Source organism: Glaciihabitans tibetensis, from assembly GCF_003003265.1.
Lineage (GTDB): Bacteria > Actinomycetota > Actinomycetes > Actinomycetales > Microbacteriaceae > Glaciihabitans > Glaciihabitans tibetensis.
This window is the reverse complement of record NZ_PVTL01000001.1, coordinates 600,706-626,358: the sequence shown is the minus strand read 5'-3', so window position 1 is coordinate 626,358 and position 25,653 is coordinate 600,706. Positions and strand designations below refer to the sequence as shown.

Annotated in this window: 25 protein-coding genes; 11 read left to right on the top strand and 14 right to left on the bottom strand. The window is 63.4% G+C overall.

The genetic code is table 11. The features are described 5' to 3' along the window. The first annotated feature begins 49 nt into the window (after window positions 1-49). Together treS and B0I08_RS02950 are read left to right on the top strand one after the other, a co-directional pair. On the top strand, window positions 50-1,774 hold the full coding sequence (gene treS, locus B0I08_RS02955) for a maltose alpha-D-glucosyltransferase (RefSeq protein WP_106209616.1): 1,725 nt from the start codon (window positions 50-52) through the stop codon (window positions 1,772-1,774). A gap of 64 nt (window positions 1,775-1,838) precedes the next feature. Further along, a complete protein-coding gene (locus tag B0I08_RS02950) occupies window positions 1,839-2,711 on the top strand; it encodes an exonuclease domain-containing protein (protein ID WP_106209614.1) in 873 nt (290 codons plus the stop codon). Window positions 2,712-3,104: 393 nt separating this feature from the next. On the opposite strand, the gene B0I08_RS02945 is transcribed toward B0I08_RS02950, so the two are convergent. From B0I08_RS02945 to glgA, 3 genes are all read right to left on the bottom strand, one after another. Next, complete coding sequence (locus B0I08_RS02945) at window positions 3,105-3,353, bottom strand: type B 50S ribosomal protein L31 (protein ID WP_106209612.1); 249 nt, start codon at window positions 3,351-3,353, stop codon at window positions 3,105-3,107. Between the two features lie 229 nt (window positions 3,354-3,582). Beyond that, entirely contained in the window at window positions 3,583-4,368 is a 786-nt protein-coding gene (locus tag B0I08_RS02940; RefSeq protein WP_106209610.1) for an ABC transporter ATP-binding protein, read from the bottom strand. A gap of 12 nt (window positions 4,369-4,380) precedes the next feature. After that, window positions 4,381-5,562 carry a glycogen synthase gene (gene glgA / locus B0I08_RS02935; RefSeq protein ID WP_106209608.1) on the bottom strand — a complete coding sequence of 394 codons (1,182 nt, stop codon included), beginning with the start codon at window positions 5,560-5,562 and terminating at the stop codon, window positions 4,381-4,383. Window positions 5,563-5,638: 76 nt separating this feature from the next. Here glgA and B0I08_RS02930 point away from each other — a divergent pair, with 76 nt between their 5' ends. Both B0I08_RS02930 and serB read left to right on the top strand, forming a co-directional pair. Further along, window positions 5,639-6,877, top strand: coding sequence for a glucose-1-phosphate adenylyltransferase (locus tag B0I08_RS02930; RefSeq protein ID WP_106209606.1), 1,239 nt, complete (start codon window positions 5,639-5,641; stop codon window positions 6,875-6,877). 67 nt (window positions 6,878-6,944) lie between these two features. Then, complete coding sequence (gene serB / locus B0I08_RS02925) at window positions 6,945-7,583, top strand: phosphoserine phosphatase SerB (RefSeq protein ID WP_106209604.1); 639 nt, start codon at window positions 6,945-6,947, stop codon at window positions 7,581-7,583. Here serB and fabG read toward each other — a convergent pair. Continuing rightward, entirely contained in the window at window positions 7,580-8,290 is a 711-nt protein-coding gene (gene fabG / locus B0I08_RS02920; protein WP_106209602.1) for a 3-oxoacyl-ACP reductase FabG, read from the bottom strand. The genes serB and fabG overlap by 4 nt on opposite strands. 50 nt (window positions 8,291-8,340) lie before the next feature. Between fabG and B0I08_RS02915 the strand changes: the two genes are divergently transcribed. Genes B0I08_RS02915 through B0I08_RS02905 form a run of 3 tightly spaced genes read left to right on the top strand, consistent with a single transcriptional unit; the run spans window position 8,341 to window position 9,742 of the window. Beyond that, the gene (locus B0I08_RS02915; RefSeq protein ID WP_106210010.1) at window positions 8,341-8,634 is read left to right on the top strand and encodes a DUF3099 domain-containing protein; all 294 of its coding nucleotides are present in this window, start codon (window positions 8,341-8,343) and stop codon (window positions 8,632-8,634) included. After that, window positions 8,631-8,894: a hypothetical protein gene (locus B0I08_RS02910; RefSeq protein WP_106209600.1), complete on the top strand. Its 264-nt coding sequence runs from the start codon at window positions 8,631-8,633 to the stop codon at window positions 8,892-8,894. Before B0I08_RS02915 ends, B0I08_RS02910 begins: the two co-directional genes overlap by 4 nt. Further along, entirely contained in the window at window positions 8,894-9,742 is an 849-nt protein-coding gene (locus B0I08_RS02905) for an SURF1 family cytochrome oxidase biogenesis protein (protein ID WP_106209598.1), read from the top strand. Before B0I08_RS02910 ends, B0I08_RS02905 begins: the two co-directional genes overlap by 1 nt. A 40-nt stretch (window positions 9,743-9,782) precedes the next feature. Here B0I08_RS02905 and B0I08_RS02900 read toward each other — a convergent pair whose 3' ends face one another. Then, window positions 9,783-11,381, bottom strand: coding sequence for an ABC-F family ATP-binding cassette domain-containing protein (locus B0I08_RS02900; RefSeq protein WP_106210008.1), 1,599 nt, complete (start codon window positions 11,379-11,381; stop codon window positions 9,783-9,785). 219 nt (window positions 11,382-11,600) lie between these two features. On the opposite strand from B0I08_RS02900, the gene B0I08_RS02895 reads away from it, so the two are divergent. Then, complete coding sequence (locus B0I08_RS02895) at window positions 11,601-12,551, top strand: glycoside hydrolase family 6 protein (protein WP_181243148.1); 951 nt, start codon at window positions 11,601-11,603, stop codon at window positions 12,549-12,551. Window positions 12,552-12,630: 79 nt separating this feature from the next. Beyond that, window positions 12,631-13,623, top strand: coding sequence for a response regulator transcription factor (locus B0I08_RS02890; RefSeq protein ID WP_181243146.1), 993 nt, complete (start codon window positions 12,631-12,633; stop codon window positions 13,621-13,623). Window positions 13,624-13,776: 153 nt separating this feature from the next. On the opposite strand, the gene B0I08_RS02885 is transcribed toward B0I08_RS02890, so the two are convergent. Then, window positions 13,777-15,222, bottom strand: a complete 1,446-nt coding sequence (locus B0I08_RS02885; protein WP_106209593.1) for a glycosyltransferase family 2 protein — start codon at window positions 15,220-15,222, stop codon at window positions 13,777-13,779. A 191-nt stretch (window positions 15,223-15,413) separates the two neighbouring features. Between B0I08_RS02885 and B0I08_RS02875 the strand changes: the two genes are divergently transcribed. Continuing rightward, a complete protein-coding gene (locus B0I08_RS02875) occupies window positions 15,414-16,037 on the top strand; it encodes a hypothetical protein (protein ID WP_146134298.1) in 624 nt (207 codons plus the stop codon). 16 nt (window positions 16,038-16,053) lie between these two features. On the opposite strand, the gene B0I08_RS02870 is transcribed toward B0I08_RS02875, so the two are convergent. The 7 genes from B0I08_RS02870 to sufB form a co-directional block, all read right to left on the bottom strand. After that, window positions 16,054-17,232 carry a GGDEF domain-containing protein gene (locus tag B0I08_RS02870; protein WP_106209587.1) on the bottom strand — a complete coding sequence of 393 codons (1,179 nt, stop codon included), beginning with the start codon at window positions 17,230-17,232 and terminating at the stop codon, window positions 16,054-16,056. Window positions 17,233-17,256: 24 nt separating this feature from the next. Continuing rightward, window positions 17,257-18,894, bottom strand: coding sequence for a sensor histidine kinase (locus B0I08_RS02865; RefSeq protein WP_181243144.1), 1,638 nt, complete (start codon window positions 18,892-18,894; stop codon window positions 17,257-17,259). Between the two features lie 135 nt (window positions 18,895-19,029). Next, window positions 19,030-19,359 carry a metal-sulfur cluster assembly factor gene (locus B0I08_RS02860; protein WP_106209583.1) on the bottom strand — a complete coding sequence of 110 codons (330 nt, stop codon included), beginning with the start codon at window positions 19,357-19,359 and terminating at the stop codon, window positions 19,030-19,032. A 4-nt stretch (window positions 19,360-19,363) separates the two neighbouring features. Beyond that, window positions 19,364-20,128, bottom strand: coding sequence for a Fe-S cluster assembly ATPase SufC (gene sufC, locus B0I08_RS02855; RefSeq protein WP_106209581.1), 765 nt, complete (start codon window positions 20,126-20,128; stop codon window positions 19,364-19,366). 58 nt (window positions 20,129-20,186) lie between these two features. After that, window positions 20,187-20,534 carry a non-heme iron oxygenase ferredoxin subunit gene (locus B0I08_RS02850; RefSeq protein ID WP_106209579.1) on the bottom strand — a complete coding sequence of 116 codons (348 nt, stop codon included), beginning with the start codon at window positions 20,532-20,534 and terminating at the stop codon, window positions 20,187-20,189. After that, window positions 20,531-21,730 carry a Fe-S cluster assembly protein SufD gene (gene sufD, locus B0I08_RS02845; protein ID WP_106209577.1) on the bottom strand — a complete coding sequence of 400 codons (1,200 nt, stop codon included), beginning with the start codon at window positions 21,728-21,730 and terminating at the stop codon, window positions 20,531-20,533. The genes B0I08_RS02850 and sufD overlap by 4 nt, the downstream gene beginning before the upstream one ends. Further along, on the bottom strand, window positions 21,731-23,149 hold the full coding sequence (gene sufB / locus B0I08_RS02840) for a Fe-S cluster assembly protein SufB (RefSeq protein ID WP_106209575.1): 1,419 nt from the start codon (window positions 23,147-23,149) through the stop codon (window positions 21,731-21,733). A gap of 384 nt (window positions 23,150-23,533) precedes the next feature. Here sufB and B0I08_RS02835 point away from each other — a divergent pair, with 384 nt between their 5' ends. Continuing rightward, the gene (locus B0I08_RS02835) at window positions 23,534-24,472 is read left to right on the top strand and encodes a COX15/CtaA family protein (protein WP_245884465.1); all 939 of its coding nucleotides are present in this window, start codon (window positions 23,534-23,536) and stop codon (window positions 24,470-24,472) included. 9 nt (window positions 24,473-24,481) lie between these two features. Here the strand turns inward: B0I08_RS02835 and B0I08_RS02830 are convergent, their stop codons facing one another. Beyond that, window positions 24,482-25,402, bottom strand: coding sequence for a heme o synthase (locus tag B0I08_RS02830; RefSeq protein WP_106209573.1), 921 nt, complete (start codon window positions 25,400-25,402; stop codon window positions 24,482-24,484). Window positions 25,403-25,653 lie beyond the last annotated feature (251 nt).

The window sequence follows — 25,653 nt, the reverse complement described above, 5'->3', positions numbered from 1 at the left end:
TTGCCCGGCTGTGCCGGAGTTTGCCCGCCGCACGCTCGAAAGGAGCGCAGTGTCCTTCACCGCACCCATCCAACTACCCGGGCTCGCACTGGATCCCCAGTGGCACCGCAGAGCCGTCTTCTACGAAGTAATGGTGCGGAGTTTCGTCGACAGTAACGGCGACGGCTCAGGCGACCTCAGCGGACTCATCTCACGGCTTGACTACCTGCAGTGGCTCGGTGTTGACGCTCTCTGGCTTCCGCCGATCTACAACTCCCCCCTGCGCGACGGTGGCTACGACGTGTCGGATTTCCGCACGATCCTGCCCGATTTCGGAACGGTGGATGAATTCAAGGATCTCGTCACCAAGGCGCACGAGCGCAACATGCGCATCGTCATCGACTACCCGCTGAACCACACCTCCGACGCCCACGACTGGTTCCAGCAGTCCAGGGAAGACCCGGAAGGCCCGTACGGCGACTACTACGTGTGGAGCGACACCGACAAGAAGTACGAGAACATCCGCGTCATCTTCGTCGACACGGAGGAGTCGAACTGGACGTTCGACCCGGTCCGCCGCCAGTTCTTCTTCCACCGGTTCTTCTCCCACCAGCCCGACCTGAACTTCGAGAACCCGGCTGTACGCCAGGAAGTGCTCGACATCGTGCGGTTCTGGATGGAGATGGGTGTCGACGGGATTCGTCTCGATGCGATCCCGTACCTGTTCGAAACGGAAGAGGGCAACGGTGAGGGCGAGCCGGAGACCCACCAGTTCATCCGCGAAATGCGCGCGATGGTCGACCGTGATTACCCCGGCCGCGTCCTCATCGCCGAAGCCAACCAGTGGCCCCAGGAAGTCGTGCAGTTTTTCGGCACAAACGAGGAACCCGAATGCCACATGGCCTTCGACTTCCCCGTCATGCCCCGCATCTTCTACTCGCTTCGCTCCCAGCAGGCCGGGGAACTCATCCGCATCCTGTCGGAGGCCACCGAGGTGCCGGACGGCGCCGGCTGGGGCGTGTTCCTCCGCAACCACGACGAGCTCACCCTCGAGATGGTCAGCGAGGAGTACCGCCAGGCGATGTACGGCTGGTACGCGTACGACCCGCGGATGCGCTCCAACATCGGCATCCGGCGCAGGCTGGCTCCCCTCCTCGACAACTCGCGCGCAGAGCTCGAGCTCGCCCACGCGCTTCTCTTCGCGCTGAAGGGCAGCCCGTTCCTGTACTACGGGGACGAGATCGGCATGGGCGACAACATCTGGCTGCCCGACCGCGACAGCTCCCGTACCCCGATGCAGTGGACTCCGGACCGCAACGCGGGCTTCTCCTCCGCAGACCCTGGCAAGCTCTATCTGCCCGTGGTTCAGTCGCTGGTCTACAACTACAACCTGGTGAACGTCGAGAGCCAGCTGGCGCAGTCGCGATCGCTGCTGCACTGGGTGCGTAACGTCATCCACATTCGCAAAGCACACCCCACCTTCGGGTTGGGAACGTTGCGGGTGCTCAAGACGAACCACGAGTCGGTGCTCGCGTTCGTGCGGGAGTACGAAGGCTCGGGCACTCAGTTCGGCGACTCTGCCGAGAAGATCCTGTGTGTGTTCAGCTTCGCGCACAACCCGGTTTCTGTCGAAATCGACACCGAGGACCTCGGCGGGGCCAAGCTGTTCGATCTCTTCGGTGGGAGCCAATTTCCCACAGTGGCGGATGATGGGTCCCTCACGCTGACGCTCGGAACCCACAGCTTCTACTGGCTCCACGTCGGAGACAGCCACTTCACCGGCGGGCGGGCATAGCCTCGCTTCGGAGGCACGCGCGTGCCTCCGAAGCGGTGTCGCATGCTGCCCCTAGGGTGAAGGCATGACTGCACTCGACGCGACCACCTCGGTTCCCCTGTTCTCGCTCGACGAAGACCTTTCAGTGTTGGACGAGCCGGCGACGGTTGAGTCAGCGGTTGTCGAAACTGCTCTCGTCGAGCCAGTGGTTATCGACGCGGTGGTTCTCGAGGCAGTGGTTATCGACGCGGTGGTTATCGACGCCGTCGCCGTTCCTGTCTGGTGTGAGCGACTCGGCGTATTCGATCTCGAAACGACCGGCATCGACATTGAGACCAGCCGCATTGTGTCGGCACACGTCGGCATCCTGGACTCGACCGGTGCGCTCGTCGAGCGGTGGGACTGGCTGGCCGACCCAGGCATCGAGATTCCCGAACAAGCCACGGCGGTACACGGCATCAGCACCGAGCGCGCACGCGCGGAAGGCCGTCCGGCGGGCGAGGTCGTCGCCGAGATAGTTGCGGCCCTGAACTCGCTCGTCGCGCGCGACATCCCCATCACGATCTACAACGCTCCCTATGACCTCAGCCTCCTCAACCGTGAGGCGCTCCGCCACGGCGTCGTCCCCTTGGCCGACCCCTCCCCCGTGATCGACCCGCTCGTCCTCGACAAGGCCGTCGATCGCTATCGCAAAGGCAAGCGCACCCTCGAAGTCGCTGCGCTTTACTACGGCGTCGACCTGACCGACGCGCATGACGCGGCCGCGGATGCGGTTGCTGCCGGACGAGTCGCCCAGGCGATCGCACACCGCTACAGGGACGAGATCGCTATCGAACCGGCCCAGCTGCATCTTCTGCAAATCGGCTGGTTCGCCGAGCAGGCCGCCAGCTTCGAGGACTACATGCGCCGTACCCGCGACCCCGGATTCAGCGCATCACAGGCCTGGCCGCAGCGCTGACCCCCTCCCGCCCGGTTGGGTGACGCGCCTCAGGCACGATGCGCCGCATTGCCACTGACTGACCTCGGGCATAGCTCTCCGCGCCGGCAGAGTGACGTGTCCGGTCTTAGGATCGTGCGGTCCGCGCGGACGCCGTCTTACCGAGCGGCCAGTTGTCGAGCCGTGGCGCTAACTCCGCATGCCGACGGGACAGCAATCGACCTACTTTGGGCCGACAACCGACGGGAGTGGCCTGTCGATGGGATGCTGCGTAGACAGTTGTCCGCTCGACGAAGGAACCCGTAGCCACCAGCCGATCGACTACCGGTCTGGTTCCCGCCGGGCTTGCTGGCAGAGAAAAAGGCGACCAGCCTCAGCTGGTCGCCTTCTTTGTGGAGCGTGGGTGGGTTCGGACTACTTGCCGAAGCCCTTGTAGCGCGAGTTGAACTTCTCGACACGGCCGGCGGAGTCCATGATGCGCTGCTTGCCCGTGTAGAACGGGTGCGACTCAGACGAGATCTCGACGTCGATGACCGGGTAGGTCTCGCCATCCAGCTCGATGGTCTTCTGGCTGGTCACGGTCGAGCGCGTCAGGAAGGTCGCACCAGAGGCGAGGTCGCGGAACACGATCGGCGCGTACGCGGGGTGGGTATCAGACTTCATGGTGGATCCTTGGTTTGTTGTTTTCAGGATTGGATAGTCAGGTTTAGACAATAAAATTATGTCGACGACGCGCGATATGCGCCCAGACGAATCAGAAGCCTACCAGATGTACCTGGAGAACAGGCAGTCGACGCCGTGGGGCGTGTCGCGGGCAGTACCCGGGACGCCGCCGGCACTCGAGCCACCGCGGCAGCTGGCCGCGGGGTCAGACCTCACTGCGTGGGGCCGGTCAGTGCGGAGAACGCGCGGTGAACCGTCCGTTATCGCTGCTGACCTCAAGCTCGACGCCGAATGCGCCGGTGAGCTTCTCGGCGGTCAGCACCTCGCCGATGGGCCCGGCCGCGTAGATGCCGCCGTGAACGAGCAATAGGGCATGAGTGAAGCCCGGCGGAATCTCCTCGACGTGGTGGGTGACCATGACGATGCCGGGCGCCTCTTCCGCGCTGGCGTAACCGCCCAGCAGGTGGATGAGTTCCTCGCGCGCGCCAAGGTCAAGGCTGGCTGCAGGCTCGTCGAGGAGCAGGATCTCGGGGTCAGTCATGACCGCGCGAGCGATCTGCACACGCTTTTGCTCACCGTCGCTCAACGACCCGAACCGACGCTCGGCCAGGCTGTCGAGCTTCCACTCCGCAAGCACACGCTCCGCACGACGCACGTCGATGTCTTCGTAGCTTTCGTTCCAGCGACCCGTCACCGACCACGCCGCCGTCATCACCACGTTGAGCACGGTCTCCGAGGCGGGGATGCGCTTCGCCATCGCCGAGGAGGCGAAACCAATTCGCGGACGCAGCTCAAAGACGTCGACGCGCCCGAGGGTGTCGTCGAGAATCTGGGCCTTGCCCGAACTTGGGTGGATCAGGGCCGCAGCGACCTGCAACAGCGTGGTTTTACCCGCGCCGTTCGGCCCGAGAATCACCCACCGCTCGGAGCTGTCGACGGTCCAGGTGAGGTTGTCGAGGATGGTGGTGCCGTCGCGTACGACGGAGACGTCAGTGAGCTGGAGAACGCTGGCCATGATGACCCCAGCTTAGAGCAGGGAAGCGTAGATTTCTCGCGTACGCACGGCTATGCGCTCCCACCCGAACTCAGTCTCCGCCCTGCGTCGACCGGCAGCCCCCATCACTTTCGCCGCGGCGGGGTCAGAAACTACTTCCGTGAGAATCCGTGCGAGATCCGCCACGAACTTTTCCGGATCGATTGGGGTCCCCGTGCCATCCTGCAATTGCTCGATCGGTACCAGCCGACCGGTTACACCGTCGTCAACAACCTCGGGAATTCCTCCGGTCGCCGTTCCCACGACCGCGACGCCACAGGCCATCGCTTCCAGATTGACGATCCCGAGCGGTTCGTAAACCGACGGACAGACGAAAGCGGTTGCCTGGGTGAGCACGGCAGACAACTCGGGCTGGCTGAGAATGCGATCAATCCAGACGACACCAGAGCGTTGTTCACGCAGCGCCGCGACTCCCGCCTCGACCTCGGCCAGAATCTCCGGGGTATCGGGAGCGCCCGCGCAGAGCACCAGCTGCACCTCCGGCGGCAGCAGAGCGGCGGCACGAAGCAGGTACGGCAAGCCCTTCTGGCGGGTGATCCTGCCGACAAACACAATCGACGGCCGGTCGGGGTCGATGCCGAGGGCGCGCACCGTCTGCAGGTCATCCAGAGGCTTCCAGCGTTCGAGATCGATGCCGTTGTGCACGACCGTCACCTTGTCCTCGTCGAGGAATGGGTAGCTTCGCAGGATGTCACGGCGCATGCCATGGCTGACGGCGATCACCTTCGCTGCCCCGGCGAAAGCGGTCGACTCGATCCAGCTCGACACGCGGTACCCGCCGCCGAGCTGCTCAGCTTTCCACGGACGAAGCGGTTCGAGACTGTGAGCGGTGACCACGTGCGGAATGCCGTGGAGAAGCGATGCCACGTGGCCCGCCGCGTTGGCATACCAGGTGTGGGAGTGCACGACGTCGGCACCAGCGACATCCTGCGCTATTTGCAGGTCGACGCCGAGGGTGGACAGCGCGGGGTTGGCCCCCGACAGTTCCGACAGTGGGCCGTACGAAAAAACGCCAGGCTCGTCACGCGGTTTGCCGAACGCGCGCACAACGACGTCAACGTCGTCGCGCATGGCCCGCACGAGTTCAGCAACGTGGACACCGGCCCCGCCATATACCTCTGGTGGATATTCCCGGCTTATAACGTCTACTCGCATGGGATAGACGCTAGTACAGCCCCGACCCGCTGGCGAGACGCTAGTCGAGGACCGCTCGGTCCCATACGCTGTACCTATGGCGTCAAAGAAGATTTTCGGCATTGTCCTTGCTGGTGGAGAAGGTAAGCGGCTTATGCCGCTCACCGCGGATCGCGCAAAGCCCGCGGTTCCGTTCGGCGGTGGGTACCGGCTCATCGACTTCGCACTGAGCAACCTCATCAACTCCGGGCTCAACCAGATCGTGGTGCTGACGCAGTACAAGTCACACAGCCTCGACCGGCACATCACGCAGACCTGGCACATGAGCGGCTTGCTGAACTCGTACATCGCCTCCGTTCCAGCGCAACAGCGCCTGGGCAAGCGGTGGTTCAGCGGTTCGGCGGACGCAATCCTGCAGTCGCTGAACCTGCTGCGCGACGAAAAGCCCGACATCGTCGTTGTGGTCGGCGCAGACCACGTGTACCGGATGGACTTCGCTCAAATGATCGAGGCGCACATCAAGTCAGGCGCAGGCGTCACGGTCGCCGCGATCCGTCAGCCCCTGTCGCTGGCCGACCAGTTCGGCGTGATCGAGCTCGACCCGGACGACCCGAACCGCATCAAGGCGTTCCTCGAGAAGCCCAAAGACGCGGTCGGTCTGGCGGACTCCCCCAACGAGGTGCTCGCCTCGATGGGTAACTACGTCTTCAACGCCGACATCCTGATGGACGCCGTGATCCGGGATGGCGAGAACGTCGACTCCGACCACGACATGGGTGGGGATATCGTTCCCGACTTTGTATCGCGGGGCGAGGCTGGCGTCTACGACCTGAATCACAATGATGTGCCGGGATCGACGGATCGGGACAAGTACTACTGGCGCGATGTCGGAACGATCGACTCCTTCTTCGACGCGCACCAGGACCTCATCTCGGCCCTGCCGATCTTCAACCTGTACAACCGCGCCTGGCCCATCTTCAGCCAGCAGCTCAACTCCCCGCCGGCCAAGTTCGTGCGCGACGCGAAGGGCAATTTGGGTACGACTATCGACTCGATCGTCTCGCTGGGCACGCTCATTTCCGGCGCCCACTTGGAACGCAGCGTCGTAGGACCGTGGTGTGTGGTGGATTCCGGCGCTAGCGTGGTCGATTCCGTGATCTTCGAGCGGGTGCGTATCGCGCCGAACGCTACGGTGCGGAGGGCTATTCTGGATAAGGACGTGGTCGTCGCGGAGGGCGCCAGCGTGGGCGTCGACGCGGACCTGGATCGCGCCCGTGGATTCACGGTCACCGACAGCGGCATCACCGTTGTGGGCAAGGGAGTTCACGTCTCGTAGGACCGTCGCGCGCGTGGCGAACCCCGGGAATCACCCGTCAACACCCTGCGCCGAAAGGCTCCCCACCATGGCCCGCTTCCTTGTTATCCTCGACGTCGACTCCACCCTTGTTGAAGATGAGGTGATCGAGTTGCTGGCCGAAGGGGCTGGGTCGCTCGACGAGGTGGCCGCTATTACGGCCCGCGCTATGAACGGTGAGCTCGACTTCGAGGAAAGCCTGAGATCGCGTGTCGCGACTCTCGCGGGTTTATCCGAGGCGGTGTTTGCCGAGGTGCGCACACGCGTTCGGGTGACTGCCGGCGTCCCCGAGATGATTGCGGGCGTTCACGCCGCCGGCGGGCGGGTTGCCGTCGTATCCGGCGGCTTCGCCGAGATAGTCGAGCCGCTCGCCGAAGAACTCGGTCTGGATTACTGGCGAGCAAACCGGCTTGAGGTCGTGGACGGGCGTCTCACCGGTGGACTCGTCGGACCGATCATCGACGCGGACGCGAAGGCTGACGCGCTACGTGAATGGTCCACCGACTGCGGGGTGAGCCTGGGCTCGACCGTCGCGGTGGGCGACGGCGCGAACGATCTTCGCATGATGGAGCTCGCCGGACTGTCCGTAGGCTTCGACGCAAAGCCGCCGGTGCGCGACCGGGCTGACCTGGTGCTCACCGTTCGCGACCTGAGTCAGGTGCTACCGCTGCTGGGCCTGCGCGGCTAGTGCCCCATCCCCAAACCACCATCGACGGGGATCACGGCCCCGGAGATGTATCCCGCGTCGTCGCTGGCTAGCCATACGATCACCTTGGCGACCTCGGCCGCCGTTGCAAATCGACCGGCGGGGATCGACTTCTTATAGTCGGCCTGCTGGGCCTCGGGCAACTCGGCCGTCATATCGGTCTCGATGAATCCTGGCGCGACGACGTTCGCGGTGATGCCTCGTGCGCCAAGCTCGCGGGTGACGGATCGGGCGAGTCCGACGAGTCCGCTTTTCGACGCCGAGTAGTTCACCTGACCCGCGGATCCGAGCAGCCCGACAACGCTGGACACGAGGATGATGCGGCCGAAGCGCGCCTTGAGCATTCCCTTGGACGCCCGTTTGACCACGCGGAACGCGCCGCTGAGGTTCGTGTCGATGACTGAAGTGAAGTCGTCATCCGTCATCCGCATCATCAGCATGTCGCGCGTCATCCCGGCGTTGGCGACAACGACTTCTACCGGTCCGTATTCGGCCTCTACCGCGGTGAACGCGGCATCGATCGACCCGGCGTCCGTTACGTCGGCACGCACGGTCAGTGACCCGGCAGGACCCTCTCCGGAGCGGGCGGTGACCGCGACGCGGTGGCCGAGAGCGAGGAATTCGGTGGCGATGGCGAAACCGATGCCGCGGTTGCCTCCGGTGACAAGAATGGTGCGGGGAGTAGTCATGAGCAATAAGCCTAATGTCCCAGCTACGCGTCGTAGGCTTGTGCGTGCAGATGAAAAAGCAACCGCAACAGTCGATCACGTCCCTTCCGCCGTCCCCGGATCAGGAACGACGCTCCCGCGTGGTCAAATACAGCGTGGCGATGGGCGTGCGTCTGGTCTGCTTCATGCTGTGCTTCGTCGTGCAGGGATGGTGGCTGGTGGCGCTTCTGGTTGCAGCAATCGTTTTGCCGTACATCGCCGTCGTGCTCGCGAACACGATTGCGCCGGATGAGCGAACGGTCGTCGCCCGCCCAGGAAGCATCGTCCGCTACGCGCAGCCCACGCCGCCGGGAGACGGCGAGTGATTGGGTTCGGCGATCAGATCGCAGAGCCGCGATGCTCGCGCGCGGGATGCGGCGCACCCGCGACATCCTCCATCAATTGGCGAAACCCGAAGATCCATTCGCGGGACCGGGTCAAGGTCTGGCTCGCCTGCGATGAGCATCGCGACTTTCTGCGCGAATTTCTGCTCGCACGAAACTTCCCGGTTGCCGTCGACGTCGTGGGAGCCCAGCTCGCCTCGGTGCCGGACGGAATCGACGCCCCCGCCCCGGACGGCCCCTGATGCGGCGTTGGAGGTTTGCGTTCGGTCGACGCTGGTTCGGATACCTCGGTTTCGCCATCGTGTTCGCTATCGCCTGCGTGTTGCTCAGCCATTGGCAGTTCGCCCGCCGGGAGGACGCATTGGCGGAGATCGCCAAGGTCGAGCAGAACTACGACGCCGACCCGGTCGCCCTCGCCGACGTCCTCGCCGACACCGAGGCATTCGAGGACACCCAGGAATGGACGCCCGTCGAGATGACCGGCACCTATCTCGATGAGGACCAGCTGCTCGTGCGCTCCCGACCCTACGGCGGGCGACCAGGTTTCGAGGTACTCACTCCCCTGCGTCTCGACGACGGACGCACATTCATTGTCGATCGTGGCTGGGTTCCCACCGGCGAGGAACAGGACAGCCCGGACTTCGTGCCCGCTCCTCCCTCCGGGGAAGTGACGGTTACCGCCCGGCTCAAACCCGGAGAGCCCAACCTGCGCGGCCGATCCGCCCCGGAGGGACAGGTTTCGACGATCAACTTGCCCACGGTCGCTGACCTGGTGGGCGGCAACGTCTATACCGGTGCCTATGGCCTCCTGGAGGCAGAGACGCCTGCTCCCGCAGACGCCCGTCCGGCCGCAGCCATCCGCCCCGACAATGACGAGGGTCCCCATCTGTCCTACGCGTTCCAGTGGCTGGTCTTTGCGCTCTTCGGATTTTTTGGCCTCGGGTACGCCCTGCGCACCGAGTACCGGCTGCTCAACGCCGACGATCCCGAGGAGCAGGAGCGTGCCGCAGAGCGCGAACGCAGGGCCCGCGCCAAGCCGCCGAGTGACAACGATGTCGAGGACGAGATAGTTAACGCAGCTCTGCGCTGAGTCCCCGGGGGAAATCAGCGCAGCGTCGGTGCGGCAGTGCTCAGGCCAGGCTGATCAGCTCTGCGTATTCCTTGTTCCAGTGGTCTTCCACACCGTCGGGGAGGATGAGCACGCGGTCGGGGTTCAGTGCCTCGACGGCACCCTCGTCGTGGCTTACCAGTACGACCGCACCGGTGTAGGTCGACAACGCGCCGAGGATCTCCTCGCGGCTGGCGGGATCAAGGTTGTTGGTCGGTTCGTCGAGGAGCAGGACGTTAGCGCCGGACACGACAATCATGGCCAGGGCCAGTCGCGTTTTCTCACCACCGGAGAGAACACCGGCGAGTTTGTCTCCGTCGTCGCCCGTAAAGAGGAAGGATCCGAGAACGCGTCGCGCTTCCATCTCGTTGATGTTCGGCGACGATGAGACCATGTTCTGGATCACAGTGCGCTTTACGTCGATTGTTTCGTGCTCCTGGGCGTAGTACCCGATACGCAAACCGTGGCCAGGTTCGATCTGACCCGTGTCTGGCTCATCCACTCCAGCGAGCATGCGCAACAGCGTCGTCTTGCCGGCACCGTTGAAGCCGAGAATGACCACTTTCGAGCCGCGGTCGATGGCGAGGTCGACCGCGGTAAAGATCTCGAGCGAGCCGTAGCTCTTGCTGAGGTTGGTCGCCATCAGCGGTGTACGACCGCAGGGAGCGGGGTCGGGGAACCGGAGTTTTGCGACACGCTCCACGGCACGCACCTCGTCGAGCCCGGAAAGCAACTTCTCCGCACGCGCGACCATCTGGTGGGCGGCGGCAGCCTTCGACGCTTTCGCCCCGAATTTAGCGGCCTGCATCGTGAGCACGCCAGCCTTCTTCTCGGCGTTGGCGCGTTCCTTCTTGCGGCGTTCTTCGTCCGCGGCACGCTGGCGGTGGTAGTTCTTCCACCCCATGTTGTACTGGTCGATCGTCTGGCGGTTCGCGTCCAGGTAGAAAACCTTGTTCACCGTCTCTTCAACGAGATCGACATCGTGAGTGATCACAATCAGCCCGCCGGAGAAGTTTTTCAGGAACTCGCGCAACCAGATAACAGAGTCGGCATCGAGGTGGTTGGTCGGTTCGTCGAGGAGCATTGTGTCTGCGCCGCTGAAGAGAATGCGGGCAAGCTCGATACGGCGACGCTGGCCACCCGACAGGGTCGACAACGGCTGGTCGAGGATGCGATCGGGCAAGCTGAGGTTGCTCGCGATCGATGCCGCCTCGGCTTCGGCGGCGTACCCGCCGAGGGCGACGAATCGCTCCTCGAGATTGCCGTACTTCTTCATTGCCGCGGCGCTGATTTTGGGGTCGGTGCTGGCCATGTCCTGCATGGACTCGTCCATGCCGAGCAGCAGCTGGCCGAGACCGCGAGCGTCGAGGATGCGCGTCCGCGCCAGGTCCGTCGGATTGCCGGAACGTGGATCCTGCGGGAGGTACCCGATCTCTCCCGTGCGATCGATGGTGCCGCCGGCCGGCTGAAGCTCGCCGGCGAGGGTCTTTGTCAGTGTTGTCTTGCCCGCTCCGTTGCGGCCGACGAGGCCAATCTTGTCTCCGCGGTCGACGCGAAAACTAACCTCGTCCATAAGAAGGCGTGCACCGACTCTCAATTCGAGGTCGTGTACAGAGAGCACAGGCGCGGTCCAGTTCGTCGGGGCGTGTTTGCACACACAGAATTTGAGGGGGTCAGCCAGCTAGTCTACTTCGCTCGGCCGCACATTGACGTGTCGCGCCGTTACCGGCGGTTGCTCACAGCCGGGGTTAGCTATCTTTGAAGCACACCGGAGAATCCATGGGGGACAGTAATGGCGTCACAGTCGCCACGAAAGAAACGCCTAGTCGCGGTCGCAATAGTGAGCTTTCTTTCTCTGGTCGCGGTCGCGGTCTGGGCCGTGGTGGTCGTCGTGCCACGAATCGGTGAGAGTAACCCGCTGAGCGGGCAGCAGCTTTACGTCTACCCCGAATCATCCGCCTCTCTCGCCGCACAATCGGGGAATTCAGCGGACGCCGCCGCCATCGCGGAGATCGCAAACACACCCGCGGCCATCTGGGTGCTCCCTGAAGTTCACCCCACCGACAAGGTCGCCGCGTTCGTCGATTCGGTTGCACTCGCCGCAGAGGCCGAGAACACAACTCCGGTATTCGTGGTCTACGGCATCCCGGACCGGGACTGCCAAAGCGAATCCGCAGGTGGACTGAGTGCGGAAGAGTACCCGGCGTGGGTCTCGGCGATCGGAACCGGGCTCCTCAACCACGCGAGCGTCGTCATCCTTGAGCCCGACTCCCTCTCGCTGGCGACGGAGTGCGGCAACTTGACCCAGCGGGTCGAGCAAGTCCGTGACGCGGCCAGCAGACTGGTGGACACGAACCTGTTCATCGACGCTCCGGGTCCGGCAATCTATCTCGATGGTGGGCACTCGTCGTGGCTCGACGCGCAGACGATGGCCGGCATCCTTCGCAGCGCCGGTATCGACAAGGTGCAGGGTTTCGCCAGCAACACGTCGAATTTCAACGACACCGCATCAGAAGTGGCCTACGCGAACGAGTTGAGTTCGCTGACCGGAAACGCCCACTACGTCATCGACACTTCGCGCAACGGCAATGGCTCGACGTCGTCGGCGGAATGGTGCAACCCGTCCGGCCGTGCCCTCGGCGACACGCCGGGCGCGGTGGAGGACGGCGGGGCGTATGACGGGAACCTCTGGATCAAGAATCCGGGTGAGAGCGACGGCAAATGCAACGGCGGACCCGCCGCGGGTGAATGGTGGCAGGCAGGGGCGTTGGCGTTGGTCCGGGCGTCCTAAAAACACCGATGGGACGGTGTTTCGAGAGGTGAAGGCGTTTCACTCTCGCCAAGGTCCAAGACTTGATACGATCATGCCCATGGATACCGGGGGCGAAACGCGTGTAGCAGTGATCATCGAGGACGACGACGATATCCGTCACCTGCTTGACACTGTTCTCACCCAGGCGGGCTTTCAGGTGATCGCCACAAGCAACGGCCAGGACGGCATCGACGCGGTGCGCCGGTACGAGCCGGTGGTCACCACGCTCGACGTCAACATGCCCGGCATGGACGGCTTTGAGGCAGCGCGGCGCATCCGCGCCTTCAGCTCGACGTACATCGTGATGTTGACGGCCCTCTCGGAGGAAATCGACACCCTTCAAGGGCTCGACGCTGGCGCAGACGACTACATCAACAAGCCGTTCCGACCGCGCGAGCTGCGCGCTCGTATCGAGGCGATGCTGCGGCGTCCGCGCATGGTCGGCGACGCGGCATCCGTTCCCCCCGTCGCAGCGCCCGCTGTTGCGCTCGTCGCCGCACCCGGACTGGCCTCCCCGGTCGTGCCCGCGCCCGTCACCGCGGAGCCACTGGCTGCGCCGATAGCCGCAGCTCCCGCGTATGCGCCGGCTGCCGCCGACCCGATCTACTCCCCGGCCGCCGCACCGACCGAGGCCCGGCCCGCGGCTCCGGTGGCCCCTCCGGTTGCGCCCTCTACCGCGTTGGAGCCATTCAATCCGGCCGCCACTCCCGCCGGTTCAGGGTGGATGGAACACAACGACCTCTGGCTCAACATCGAAACCCGGGTGGTGAAGGTCGGCCCGAAGGAAATCGACCTTACGCGCAGCGAGTTCGACCTGCTGGCAGCGCTGATGGAGTCCACTCGGCGAGTACGCACCAAGGCCGATCTCGCCCTCCTGCTCCGCGGCGAGAGCTACGTCACGAGTCACTTCATCGGCGAGGCCGATAAGCGGGCCATTGAAGTGCATATGGGCAACCTTCGCAAGAAGCTGTCCGACAGCATCGCATCCCCGCGCTGGATCGAAACCGTTCGCGGCGTCGGTTACCGGCTGACCGCCGTCGACAGCGACTAGCCCCGCGCGCTGGCTTCCCGCCGGCCCCCAACCGCTCCGTACGAGGCCAGCAGGCCTCGCTCATGGGCGCCCACCTGGTCACTCCGAAGCCAGCAGGGCCTCCCCCGCGGGCGCCCACCGGCTCACTCCAAGGTGATCGGCGGGCCTACCGGGTCAGACTTTGTAGCCGCGGTGGCGCTGGAAGAGCTTCGAGAACATGGTCAGGGTCTGCAGGGCCGTGATGATTCCGAGAATCGGCCACCCAATCCAGAGGATCACGGACTTCATAGTGGCGTCGAGCTGGAACCATCCGAAGACCATCACGGCAAAGACGAGCACGAGCACCAGCAGGGGGGCGAGATAGCCGTTTCCCGAACCACGTTCCGCTTTTGCTTGCGCTGCCCAGTTGTCGGTCTGCTTGCGGCTGAGGAACTTGGTCCACGCCCGCAGGAAGTGGCCGAGGCGAACCCACATGTAGATCTCTGCGGGGAACACCAGCACCGCGAATGCAATATCCCGTCCCCGTCGATTCTTCATCGACAGCGCGATCCGAAGGTTGAGCAGCACCGCGATCAACGGCGGGATGAGCCAGACGGGGCTGAAGACGAACGCGCCGAACGAGAGCGACGCCACGAGCAACACCACGAAAAACACCCGGGTGAATGCGTTGACCAGCATGGAGAAGTTCTCCAACCAGCGCAAACGCAGGTTGGGGTGGAAGGGCTGCCCCTTGGTGTCTCCACGCTGACCCGGCCACATCAGCTCGATCGCGCCGAAGTTCCACTTCACCTGCTGGGCATCCAGGCCCCGGAGCGTCGTCATACCGCCCACGTCCGCGCGCGCCTGCGCACTGATCTTGGTGAGATATCCCGCGCTCTTGATTTGCAGTGAGAGCAACGAGTCTTCTACTTCGCTGTCTTTCACCCAGGGGGTCGACTGGTGGTTCTCTTCCATCGCCCGACGCAGCGCTTCGATCGAGAAGATCGAGAACTGGCCGCCGAGAACGGCCATGTTGCGCCCGCGGAGCATGTTCTGCATGTTGAACGCCGCGAACTGCGTGCGCTGGCCGGTGATCAGGAATGAGGGGATGAGCCCGGTGATCTTGGTGTCATCGATGCTGAAGATGGCGGAGATGCCACCGATGCGCGTGTCCGACGCGATCTCGGCCTCGAGATGCTCCACCGCGGTGGTTGCAGCCGTGGTGTCACCATCGACACCGAGCAGGTAGTCGGCGCCCTCGACGAGTGTGAATCCGTAGTTGAGCGCACCCACCTTTTTGTCGCGGTTCTTGCCGATGTCATGCACGTAGATCTCGGTGAACTGTTCCTCGCCGTTGATCTCACGCACGTGCGGGCCCGCGTAGGCGCTCGCGATCTTGACGGTGTCGTCCGTGGTGTTATTGACGATGACGTGGATGATGTCGGGGAGCCGGGTCTGCGCGAGAAGCGAGTCGAGCACGGCAGCGATGGACTCCGCCTCGTTGTACGCGGGGATCACGCAGCCAATGGTCGGACGGTAGGTCGGAAGGGCGTCGACGGACTCGATGAACTCGCGGGTCAGCTCGTCCATCCTGCTCTCTATGGGATTCGAACTCACGTAGCCGTCGCCGATCGGGGACATAGCAGCCCACTTCCTCAAGTCATAACGAGCAGTAAATGAGCCACCGCGCGTGTTGTTAGAGTCAGTCTGCAGTACATCGCTCAGGATCGGCGCGACCTTCGGTCAGATTTGCCTCAGGTTTTGCTCAAGAAGCTCAGTTTCCGCTGGCGCCATCGAGCATCATCGGCCTGACGCCTGAGAAAATGGGGACCATGCGCGCACTCAGAACGACCAGAATAGTCTCGTGGGCGGCTGTTGCATTGGTCGCTGTCAGCAGCCTCACGGCATGCGGTGCGCCGCCGTGGACCGAGTCTTCCGCCACGCCCACTCCGACACCCGTGGCCACCTCTCCCGCGCCGATTGAAGTGATCGTCAACGACCTCGCTACCGGGTCCGTGCAGCGGTCGCTGTCCGCGGGCGCGATCGCCCTGAGTGTCGATTACTACTCGACCCTGACGATGGATAAGTGGACGGCCGCGGCGAACAAACCGCTGACGTTCAACCTCAAAGGCTCCCTGCTGACCGACGACGGGCAGCAGATCTACATCTCCCGGGTCTCGTTGGTCGTCGGAGTCAACGGTCCGCTGGGGCCGCTTGCCGCTCCCCCCACCATCAGCGACCTGGCAACAGTGTCTCCTGGCTACCCGATGAAAGACCCGTACACCTACAACCAGACCTTTATCCTGCCCGCTGTCGATGAAACAGCCACCTCGCTGACACTGTCTTTCACGTATGAACTGCTGCTGCAGACCACTCCGACGTCGACCGAATACGCCAAGCAGACCGCAGCGGACACGCTCACCATCGCACTCGCAACAGAGCCCGCTGAAGGCTAACGGCGAGCCCAGCCTTTTATTGCGGTGAGGCGGATGTCGCGGGGTCGGCCAATCGGATAGCCCCAGAACCCGCTTCAATCGCTGAGGCGAGCGCGGCAGCCGCCTGCGACTGAAGCACACCGTAGGCGTACCCGCTCGCACGCGTACTCGCGATCCCGCACGCTGCCGCCGCACGGATGCCCTCGACCGGATCGATCGGGCTTTCCACCAGCGCTGTGTACAGGCGCTCTGCGACAGCCACCGCATCGCCCACGGCGGGCGCCGTAGTCAGGATCGCGAAGCTCTTTCCCCCGCGGTGGCCGACGATCGCCGCCGACGGCAGTGTACTCACGCAGATGCGCGCCACGGCGCGAATCGCCTCGTCGCCATAGGAGCGCCCAAATGCGGTGTTCATGTGGTCGAGGTTGGCGATGTCGACCAGGAGCAAGACGAGCGGGTCGCGATCGCGCTGCGCGCGGAACAGCCAGGCTTCGGCGTGCTGGTCGAACTGGGATGCAGACAGCACGCCGGGCAGGCGCGGACCGTCCGCCGATGCCAGGTCGAGTGCGCCCCGCGCCGCCCGGTTCGTCGTCAGGACCGACATCGACACCGCCGCGAGCGTCACCAGGGCGATACTTACGAAGGTTGTCGGGATCGTGCCAAAGTACCCGAGGAAGACCGGTCCGGTTTCGCCGTCGATAAGAAAAACAACGGTCCTCAGCGCAAAGTACCCACCGACGCCCCAGAATACGACCGCGAGCATCCGGGCGGTCACGCTGCGCCTCATCCGGAACCGCATGCTCTCAACGCCGGCAAGGCCCGCGAAGACGGAGGCCGCGACAAATTCCGCCCAGGATCCCGCCCAGTCTCCCCCCTCCGGACCGGGCAGCAGGGCGGCTAGCGCGACGACGCCGGTCCCGGCCAACACGACACCGATCGTCGAGCTTCTGTCGTTGTACTGACGGCAACCAGACCACATTGTGCCCAACGAGAGGACGACGCCGGCATTTCCAATCGCATTTGCCCACCACGCTCCGGGAACCACCGACCAGACTGCGTAGGCGAGGGCGGTGAGGATGCCCGTAACGAAGGCGATACTCCAGGTGCGCCCAACCTTGTCGTTCCGCCGCAAAATGTTGTTGAGAATGAATGCCACGCCGCAAATGGCGACGACGGCGCCCTGCGCGAGGAGCAGTGTCTGGGTATCAATCACCATGGGGGTACCTCAGTCATGCGACGTTTAGTCGACGGGGGTTGGGGCGCGGAGCGCCGAGCGCGAGGCGACGGCCGTGGGACGTGCGGTGGGCAGGCTCATCGCGAAAGTTGTTCCCACACCCAGCTGGCTGCTCACTCCCAACTCTCCCCCGTGCTGTCGGACAATGTCGCGGGTTATTCCCAAACCGAGCCCCGATCCTGCGACGGAAGACAGGCGCGCCGACTCCGTTCGGTAGAACCGGTCGAACAGATGGCTGATTTCGTCCTGGGACAAACCCACTCCGGTGTCGCTCACCGTGACACGGATCGACGCATCAACGGTCTCGACCGCAATCACGACTTCGCCGCCGGGGCGGTTGTACTTGATGGCGTTGCTGAGGAGATTGTCGATAACTTGGCGGATCCGCAGCGGATCAGCGCTCGCTGGTCCACGGTCGCTAATGGACCCGCGCAGGCGGATTCCGCTGAGGTTGGCCACTGCCCGTTGGTCGTCGAGAGCCTGCTCAACTATCTCCGCGATGCTGCAGTGCTGAAAACGCATCGAGAGAGCCTCATCCGCGTCGCTCGCCGCGTTCAGCAGGTCTGTCACGAGCGACAACAGCCGCTCGGAATTGCGGTGCGCTATGTCCACCATCCGGAGGGTTTCCGGGGCGACGCGCTCGTCGTCGAGAGCAAGCTCGAGATAACCGAGGATGGATGTCAGCGGCGTTCGCAGTTCATGCGAGACCGACGCGAGCAGGCTGTCACGTGCCTTAATCGCCTCGAGTTCCGCCGTGACATCCCGCAACACCACGATCCCGCCGTCCGGCTCCCCGTCGACGGTCGTCAGCATGCGGGACGTGACCGAAAATGCCACCCGCTTGTCGCCGGGCTCGCCCGTCCAGATGATGACGTTCTCGAAGCTTTGCCCGTTCAGCGCACGCGAGAACGGCCGCGCCTCCTCGGTAAACGGCGTCAGACCGTCATATTGGTAGGCGATGGGATGCACAAAGGCGTCCCGTGCCGCCCCGAACTCGGCCAGCGACCGACGATGGGACTCGTTCACCAGAGTGACCCGTCCCGCCCGGTCGAACGCGAGCACACCAAACTCGACAGCGTTGAGGATGTCCTCGAGGCTGCGCTCCTGCGCGCGGGCTCGAGCGAACGCTGCCTCGGTCAGCAGTACCTGGGACCGCAGAAGCAGGCGCTGTCCGGTGGTCCGCCGGCTGGTTGCATAGGTCGTGGCCGAGATAAAGGCGAGCGTGAGGGGCAGGAGCACGAGCGTCGGAAAGTCCGCGACCGCTATCGCACGCCCGCTGATCGCCCAACCGCCCCACAGGAGCAGCGTCGCCACGGTCACCCCGCCGATGGCCCCGAACAGCCGGAAGTTCCGTGCCAGCCACAGCACGGGGAAGACCAGAAACAATTCAGCAGACAGCTCGGGCGCCGCCGCCTGCATCAGCGCGATTGCCACCAGGTCCAGCAGCGGGAGCGCCGCCGCCCATCGCTTATTTGCCAGGGACCAGGGGACGAGTACGGCCAGGCCCGTCGCTACAAAGACCAGTCCGATGCCGCCGAAAAACAGCGGTAGCCCCAGCGCATGGGGACGTACGACGAGGGCGAACGCGGCCAGAAGCAACACCGACGCGGACACAAGAAGCTGCGACTGCGCAACGGATTGCACCAGCCTGTCCCGTTGTCGACCGCGATCGCGATCAGTGCCGGACAATCCCATCCGTCTCCCCCGTGTCTGAAACATAGTCGACGATTCCGCGAGGGAAGCCGCTCACAGCTGGCAGTAGCGCAGTGAACTCTTGTCCTACATCGAGAAGCCGAGTGCGCGCATCATGTCGCGGCCGTCGTCCGTGATTTTCTCCGGCCCCCACGGCGGCATCCATACCCAGTTGATCCGAAATGCGTCGACGATTCCGTCGAGCGACTGGGCGGTCTGCTCCTCGAGAACGTCGGTGAGCGGGCAGCCCGCCGAAGTCAACGTCATGCTGATGAGAAGCGCGTTGTTGTCCTCATCCCACGAAAGATCGTAAATCAGGCCGAGGTCCACGATGTTGATCCCGAGTTCGGGATCCATCACGTCCTTCAAGGCTTCTTCGACCTGATCGAAGAGCGCCGGAGCAAGAGCTGTAGCCATGGCCCTAACCTACGCTCGTACCCGTGAGATAGCGATCGTAGCCCTCGTTCTCAAGGCGGTCGGCAAGCTCCGGTCCGCCTTCTTCCGCCACGCGACCGTCGACGAAGACGTGCACGAAGTCGGGGTGGATGTAACGCAGGATGCGGGTGTAGTGCGTGATCAGCAGTACACCGAGGCCCGTGTTTGCCTTGGCGCGGTTGACACCCTCTGAGACGATCTTGAGCGCATCGACATCCAGCCCAGAATCGGTTTCGTCAAGAACGGCGAAACGCGGCTTCAACAGCTCGAGCTGAAGGATCTCGTGGCGCTTCTTTTCACCACCGGAGAACCCCTCGTTCACATTGCGCTCGGCGAACGTCTTGTCCATGCGAAGCGCTTCCATCGAGCCGCGGATCTCTTTCAGCCACGGACGCAGGGCAGGCGCTTCGCCGTCGATGGCCGTCTTCGCGGTGCGGAGGAAGTTCGACACCGTCACGCCGGGGATCTCCACCGGGTACTGCATCGCGAGGAAGATCCCGGCGCGGGCGCGAGCGTCCACGGACATGTCGAGCACCTCTTCGCCGTCCAGCTTCACCGAACCACTCTCGACGTGATACTTCGGGTGGCCGGCGATGGTGTACGCAAGCGTCGACTTGCCTGAGCCGTTCGGACCCATGATCGCGTGGATCGATCCCTGCTCGAGCGTCAGGTCGACGCCCTTGAGGATGTGCTTGGTGCCCTGATCGGTCTCGACACTCACGTGAAGGTCATTGATAACAAGTGTTGACATAAAAACAGTTTCCTAGTCGATTGGAAAGTTAGGGAATTCGCGGTGGCCGGATCGGAAGTTAGCCGGCGACCGTGTCGCTGGTCGGCACCGTCACGCTGGGATCGAGATAGACGTCGCCGTCGACGAGGGTGACCACAAACACGGGCACCGGCTCGTACGCGGGTAGGTTCATCGGTTTTCCCGAGCGAAGGGAGAACTTGGACCCATGGGCCCAGCACTCGAGCGCATCGTCCTCGACGAAACCTTCGGACAACGAGATGTCTCCGTGGGTGCAGGTATCCCCGAGCGCGTGAATAGCGCCTTCTGAGTCTTTGACCAAAGCAATCGCGACGCCATCTACGACGACTTTCAGAGCCTGGTTGGGTTCAAGGTCGGCGCTGGCGCAGACCTTCGTTGGGGTGCTCATGCGGCCACTCCCCCGAGTTCGATCTCGATCGCTTCGAGCAGACGCGACTCCAGATCGCCCTTGCCGATCTTCTGGATGATCTCGGTGAGGAAGCCAAGCACGACGAGGCGACGCGCCTTGTCCTCGGGAATTCCCCGTGCCTGCAGGTAGAACAGGTGCTCGTCATCGAAGCGACCCGTGGCACTGGCGTGGCCGGCCCCAACGATGTCGCCACACTCGATCTCCAGGTTCGGGATCGAATCCGCGCGGGTGCCCTCGCTCAGTACCAGATTGCGGTTCGCCTCGTAGGAGTCGGTTCCGGCAGCGTCCGGACCGATGAGAACGTCTCCGACCCAGACCGTGCGCGCGCCGGCGCCGTTGAGCGCACCTTTGTAGTTGACCCTGCTGATGGTGTTCGGTGCGACGTGATGCACGTACACCCGCTGCTCAAGGTGCTGCCCGGCGTCGGCGAAGTACAGGCCGAAGAGCTGACCGTCTGCTCCGGCCTCGACGAGGTGAACGGACGGGTTGACCCGCACCACCTTTCCGCCGAGAGAAACGACGATGTGCTTCAGACGCGCGTCACGTCCGACCCGGGCAAAGTGGCTCGCCAGGTGGACCGCAGAGCCGTCCCATTCCTGAACGCTGATGACCGTGAGGTTGGCGCCGTCCTCGACGACGATCTCCACATTTTCACTGAGGAGAGCAGAACCCGAGTTCTGCAGTACCACGGTCGCGTTGCTGTTCGGCTTCGCAGTGATCAGCGTGTGAGCAGCGCGGGCGTGGCCGCCCAGCGCGGAGCGGTTCACTGTAACGTGGGCGGTCTCCTCGCCACTGAGCGTGATCGACAGTGCCTTCTCAAAGGTGCTCCACGCGTTTGCGGATGCCTTCTCTTCTGGCATTCCCGCCGCGCCGACACGCACGTCTGAGCGGTCGACCCATTCCAGGGACGTGCCCTCAGTCTCCGTGGACGAGTACTGGTACGGCGATCCGTCAAGCACTCCGTCGATGAGTGGACGCACTATCGCGACCGGGGTCAACTTCCAGTCCGCTTCGAGGCCCGTGACCGCGTCGAACGCAGCGGGATCGACCGAAGTGAACCGCTCCGAACGAGTCTGAACGGGCACGAGTGCCCAGCCCCCGTCACTGTGTGCGGTATTTCCGTGCTGCCCAGCGGCGGCGAGCACAGGCGGCTGTGGTGATGTAACGGCGGACATTTAGCCGACGGATCCTTCCATGCTCATCTCAATGAGCTTGTTCAGTTCGAGTGCGTATTCCATCGGAAGTTCACGCGCGATTGGTTCGATGAAGCCACGGACGATCATCGCCATGGCCTCGTCTTCGGGCATACCGCGCGACATCAGGTAGAACAATTGCTCTTCGCTGACGCGGGACACCGTCGCCTCGTGGCCGAGTTGCACATCATCCACACGGATGTCGATGGCCGGATAGGTGTCCGACCGCGAAATCTTATCGACAAGCAGCGCGTCACATCGAACGGTGTTCGCAGAGTGGTGCGCTTTCTCGTCGACGCGAACCTCGCCTCGGTAACCAGCGCGGCCGCCCCCTCGGGCAATCGACTTGGACACGATGGAGGACGTGGTGTACGGCGCCATGTGAATCATCTTCGCGCCGGCGTCCTGATGCTGGCCGGGACCCGCGAAGGCCACCGACAGCGTCTCGCCCTTTGCGTGCTCGCCGACCAGGTAGATGGACGGGTACTTCATCGTCACCTTGGAACCGATGTTGCCGTCGATCCACTCCATGGTTGCGCCCTCATGAGCGATGGCGCGCTTCGTCACGAGGTTGTACACATTTGTCGACCAGTTCTGGATCGTGGTGTAGCGAACGCGGGCGTTCTTCTTCACGACGATTTCGACCACCGCCGAGTGCAGTGAGTCGCTGGTGTAGATGGGGGCCGTGCAGCCCTCAATGTAGTGAACGTAGGAGCCCTCGTCGGCAATGATCAGGGTGCGCTCGAACTGCCCCATGTTTTCCGTATTGATGCGGAAGTACGCCTGCAGAGGGATCTCAACGTGAACACCTGGCGGCACATAGACGAATGATCCGCCCGACCAGACCGCGGTGTTCAGCGCGGCGAACTTGTTGTCTCCGGACGGGATGACGGTGCCGAAGTACTCATCAAAGAACTCGGGGTGCTCTTTGAGCGCGGTGTCGGTGTCCATAAAGATGACACCCTGCGCTTCGAGTTCCGCGTTGATCGAGTGAAAGACCACTTCGGACTCGTACTGGGCCGCGACACCCGAGACGAGGCGCTTGCGCTCAGCCTCGGGAATTCCCAGCTTTTCGTAGGTGTTACGGATGTCTTCGGGGAGGTCTTCCCACGTCTGGGCCTGCTTCTCCGTAGAGCGCACAAAGTACTTGATGTTGTCGAAGTCGATGCCAGAAAGGTCGGCGCCCCACGTCGGCATCGGTTTGCGCCGGAAAATCGACAGGGCCTTGAGCCGGTTTTTCAGCATCGACTCTGGCTCGCTCTTGAGTCGCGAAATGTCAGCGACAACAGCTTCAGAGATTCCGCGTTTGGCTGTGGCGCCGGCGACGTCTGAGTCGGCCCAGCCGAACTCGTACTGGCCGAGCGCGTTGAGTTCGGGTCGATCGATAAGAACGTCAGACATGAATTACCTCTTTCCTACCCTCTACAACCGGTGTGGTTGCGATGGCATTCCCTGGCACGGCACGCCAGCGAGAATTGGATGTGTGAAGCCGTGGAATACCCGCTTGGTCAAGCCGGACACGCGGTGGGTGATCCCGCTGCCTACGTTGGCTCCCGGGCATGTTCTAAGAACCCGCCAATTCTACAGTGAGGATCACCGAAACTCGGGATATGTCGGCAAAGAGCCAGATTGGGCACAGCGCACCCCGCCACCCGAGCGCGCCATGAGTCGGGTTCCATTGTATCGTCGCGTCCATAAGGCATCGGGGCGCTCGATAAACTGGATCTGCCCGCGGGAGCGGAGCGGAAAGATGGGATGTTCGTGACGGTTCGCTGGATAGACACAATGATCCAATGGCTGCCGCGCGGTGTAGACCGCCGCGTGCGGATCTTCGCCTGGCTTTCGCTGGCCGCGCAGGTACTCCTCATTGGCACCGGAGGCGCCGTGCGCCTGACCGGCTCCGGTCTCGGTTGCCCAACGTGGCCCAGGTGCACCGCGGAATCGTTCACCACAACGCAGGAGATGGGCGTTCACGGAATTATCGAATTCGGCAACCGCCTACTTACCTTTGTGCTGGTCGTCGTGGCAGTCGGGATGTTCCTGGCGGTTCTGCGCTATCGGGCACAACGTCGTGACCTCTTTGTTCTCGCACTCCTGCAAGGCCTGTCGATCCCGCTCCAGGCCGTGCTCGGTGGCATAACGGTGCTCACCGGCCTGAATCCATACATCGTCGGTGCGCACTTTGTCGTGTCGATCTGCCTCGTTACACTCACCACGGTGCTGCTGTATCGCGTGTACCGCGGCCCCCGAGGCACGCAACGCCGTGTGCCCCTATGGATTGCAGCGCTTACGCACGCCGCATCGTTTCTGGTTGCCGTAACAGTTCTGCTGGGAATCCTCACCACCGGATCCGGCCCGCACGCCGGTGACTCGGAGACGCCGAGGAACGGCCTGAACTCCGAGTTACTGCAGCACCTGCACAGCTGGCCCGCCTACGCGCTCATGCTGGCGACAGTCGTCCTCCTCATTGGTGTCTTCGCCGGGGGCGCTCAGATGGTTCCCGTCCGGCCCTGGGTTTCGGGGCTCCTGGCGGTCGAGATGCTTCAGGTCGTCGTTGGCGTGACTCAGGCGCGCCTTGGCCTGCCGGCCATACTGGTCGGAATCCATATGGTTCTCGCGGCTGTGCTCGTCGCCGCGATGACCGCAACGGTGCTGTCTGAGCGTTCCACCGCACGTCTGGTGCGGGCTCCATCGATTCCCGAACCGTCCACGGCCCGCGTCTGACGCGTCGAACTAGAAGGGCAGAAGCGGGTCGACTCCCACCGCAACGAACACCAGCGTGAGATAGGTGATCGAGCTGTGGAAGACCCTCATCGGCTTCACCTCGAGGTGGCGAATCGTTCTGCCATACAGGAGATGCGCCTCGTAGATGAACCAGGCACCGGAACCGATGGCGACAACGGTGTAGACCACGCCCATCGAGGCGACCGGGATCAGGAGTAGCGAACATGCCACGGTGGCCCACGCGTAGAGGATGACCTGCAGTCCCACGACGGTGCGGCCACGAACCACGGCGAGCATCGGCACTGAGGCGCTCTGATAGTCGTCGCGGTACTTCATCGAAAGCGGCCAATAGTGCGGCGGGGTCCACAGAAAAATCACGGCGAAGAGAACGATCGGTGCCCAGGTAAGCGAGCCCGTGACCGCCGCCCACCCGATGACCACGGGGAAACAGCCTGCGATCCCGCCCCAGATGATGTTCTGTTCCGTTCGGCGCTTCAGCCACAGGGTGTAGACGAAGACGTACACCAGGATCGCCGCCAACGACAGCGAAGCCGCCAGCCAGTTTGTGGTCAGCGCCAGCCAGGCGATCGCGGTGATGCCGAGAACCCACGCGAACACGAGCGCCTCACGGTCAGTCAGATCACCGGTAACCAACGGCCGGTTCTGGGTGCGTTTCATCACCCGGTCGATATCCCGGTCGATGTAACAGTTGAAGGCGCCCGCTGAACCGGCGCTGAGGGCGCCTCCGATCAGGGTGGCGACCACAAGCCAGAAGTCAGGCCAGCCGCCTTCCGCGAGGATCATCACGGGCGCCGTCGTCACTAAAAGCAGCTCAATAACCCGCGGCTTCGTGAGAGCGACATAGGCCTTGGCCTTGCGGCTGAACCCGAGTCGACCGCGACTTGCTGGTGGTGCTACGGCTACGTCCATGGTTCCTCTATCAATGCTCATCCCGAAACGATCCTAAGCGATGAGGCCCGACGACACGTTGTTCCGCACCGTCATGCGAGCGCACAACGCGACTGCTCATTCTCTATACTTGGAAAGCCTGCCAACCGTTGGCCACAAACCCCTCACGATTGCCTCCAGAGGGATCGTGCTGCTTTCGGTCGTGTCGATGAAGTCCTTGGCAGGAATCATTGCTCTGTGGTTCCGGCGAATACGTCGTGCTGCCGTGCTCG

Excerpts from the sequence above, each read along its gene's own strand:
- B0I08_RS02950 (WP_106209614.1), top strand. The coding sequence starts at position 1,839 with ATGACTGCACTCGACGCGACCACCTCGGTTCCCCTGTTCTCGCTCGAC.
- B0I08_RS02945 (WP_106209612.1), bottom strand. The coding sequence starts at position 3,353 with ATGAAGTCTGATACCCACCCCGCGTACGCGCCGATCGTGTTCCGCGAC.
- B0I08_RS02940 (WP_106209610.1), bottom strand. The coding sequence starts at position 4,368 with ATGGCCAGCGTTCTCCAGCTCACTGACGTCTCCGTCGTACGCGACGGC.
- glgA (WP_106209608.1), bottom strand. The coding sequence starts at position 5,562 with ATGCGAGTAGACGTTATAAGCCGGGAATATCCACCAGAGGTATATGGC.
- B0I08_RS02930 (WP_106209606.1), top strand. The coding sequence starts at position 5,639 with ATGGCGTCAAAGAAGATTTTCGGCATTGTCCTTGCTGGTGGAGAAGGT.
- serB (WP_106209604.1), top strand. The coding sequence starts at position 6,945 with ATGGCCCGCTTCCTTGTTATCCTCGACGTCGACTCCACCCTTGTTGAA.
- fabG (WP_106209602.1), bottom strand. The coding sequence starts at position 8,290 with ATGACTACTCCCCGCACCATTCTTGTCACCGGAGGCAACCGCGGCATC.
- B0I08_RS02915 (WP_106210010.1), top strand. The coding sequence starts at position 8,341 with ATGAAAAAGCAACCGCAACAGTCGATCACGTCCCTTCCGCCGTCCCCG.
- B0I08_RS02905 (WP_106209598.1), top strand. The coding sequence starts at position 8,894 with ATGCGGCGTTGGAGGTTTGCGTTCGGTCGACGCTGGTTCGGATACCTC.
- B0I08_RS02890 (WP_181243146.1), top strand. The coding sequence starts at position 12,631 with ATGGATACCGGGGGCGAAACGCGTGTAGCAGTGATCATCGAGGACGAC.
- B0I08_RS02885 (WP_106209593.1), bottom strand. The coding sequence starts at position 15,222 with ATGTCCCCGATCGGCGACGGCTACGTGAGTTCGAATCCCATAGAGAGC.
- B0I08_RS02875 (WP_146134298.1), top strand. The coding sequence starts at position 15,414 with ATGCGCGCACTCAGAACGACCAGAATAGTCTCGTGGGCGGCTGTTGCA.
- B0I08_RS02870 (WP_106209587.1), bottom strand. The coding sequence starts at position 17,232 with ATGGTGATTGATACCCAGACACTGCTCCTCGCGCAGGGCGCCGTCGTC.
- B0I08_RS02860 (WP_106209583.1), bottom strand. The coding sequence starts at position 19,359 with ATGGCTACAGCTCTTGCTCCGGCGCTCTTCGATCAGGTCGAAGAAGCC.
- sufC (WP_106209581.1), bottom strand. The coding sequence starts at position 20,128 with ATGTCAACACTTGTTATCAATGACCTTCACGTGAGTGTCGAGACCGAT.
- B0I08_RS02850 (WP_106209579.1), bottom strand. The coding sequence starts at position 20,534 with ATGAGCACCCCAACGAAGGTCTGCGCCAGCGCCGACCTTGAACCCAAC.
- sufD (WP_106209577.1), bottom strand. The coding sequence starts at position 21,730 with ATGTCCGCCGTTACATCACCACAGCCGCCTGTGCTCGCCGCCGCTGGG.
- sufB (WP_106209575.1), bottom strand. The coding sequence starts at position 23,149 with ATGTCTGACGTTCTTATCGATCGACCCGAACTCAACGCGCTCGGCCAG.
- B0I08_RS02835 (WP_245884465.1), top strand. The coding sequence starts at position 23,534 with ATGATCCAATGGCTGCCGCGCGGTGTAGACCGCCGCGTGCGGATCTTC.
- B0I08_RS02830 (WP_106209573.1), bottom strand. The coding sequence starts at position 25,402 with ATGGACGTAGCCGTAGCACCACCAGCAAGTCGCGGTCGACTCGGGTTC.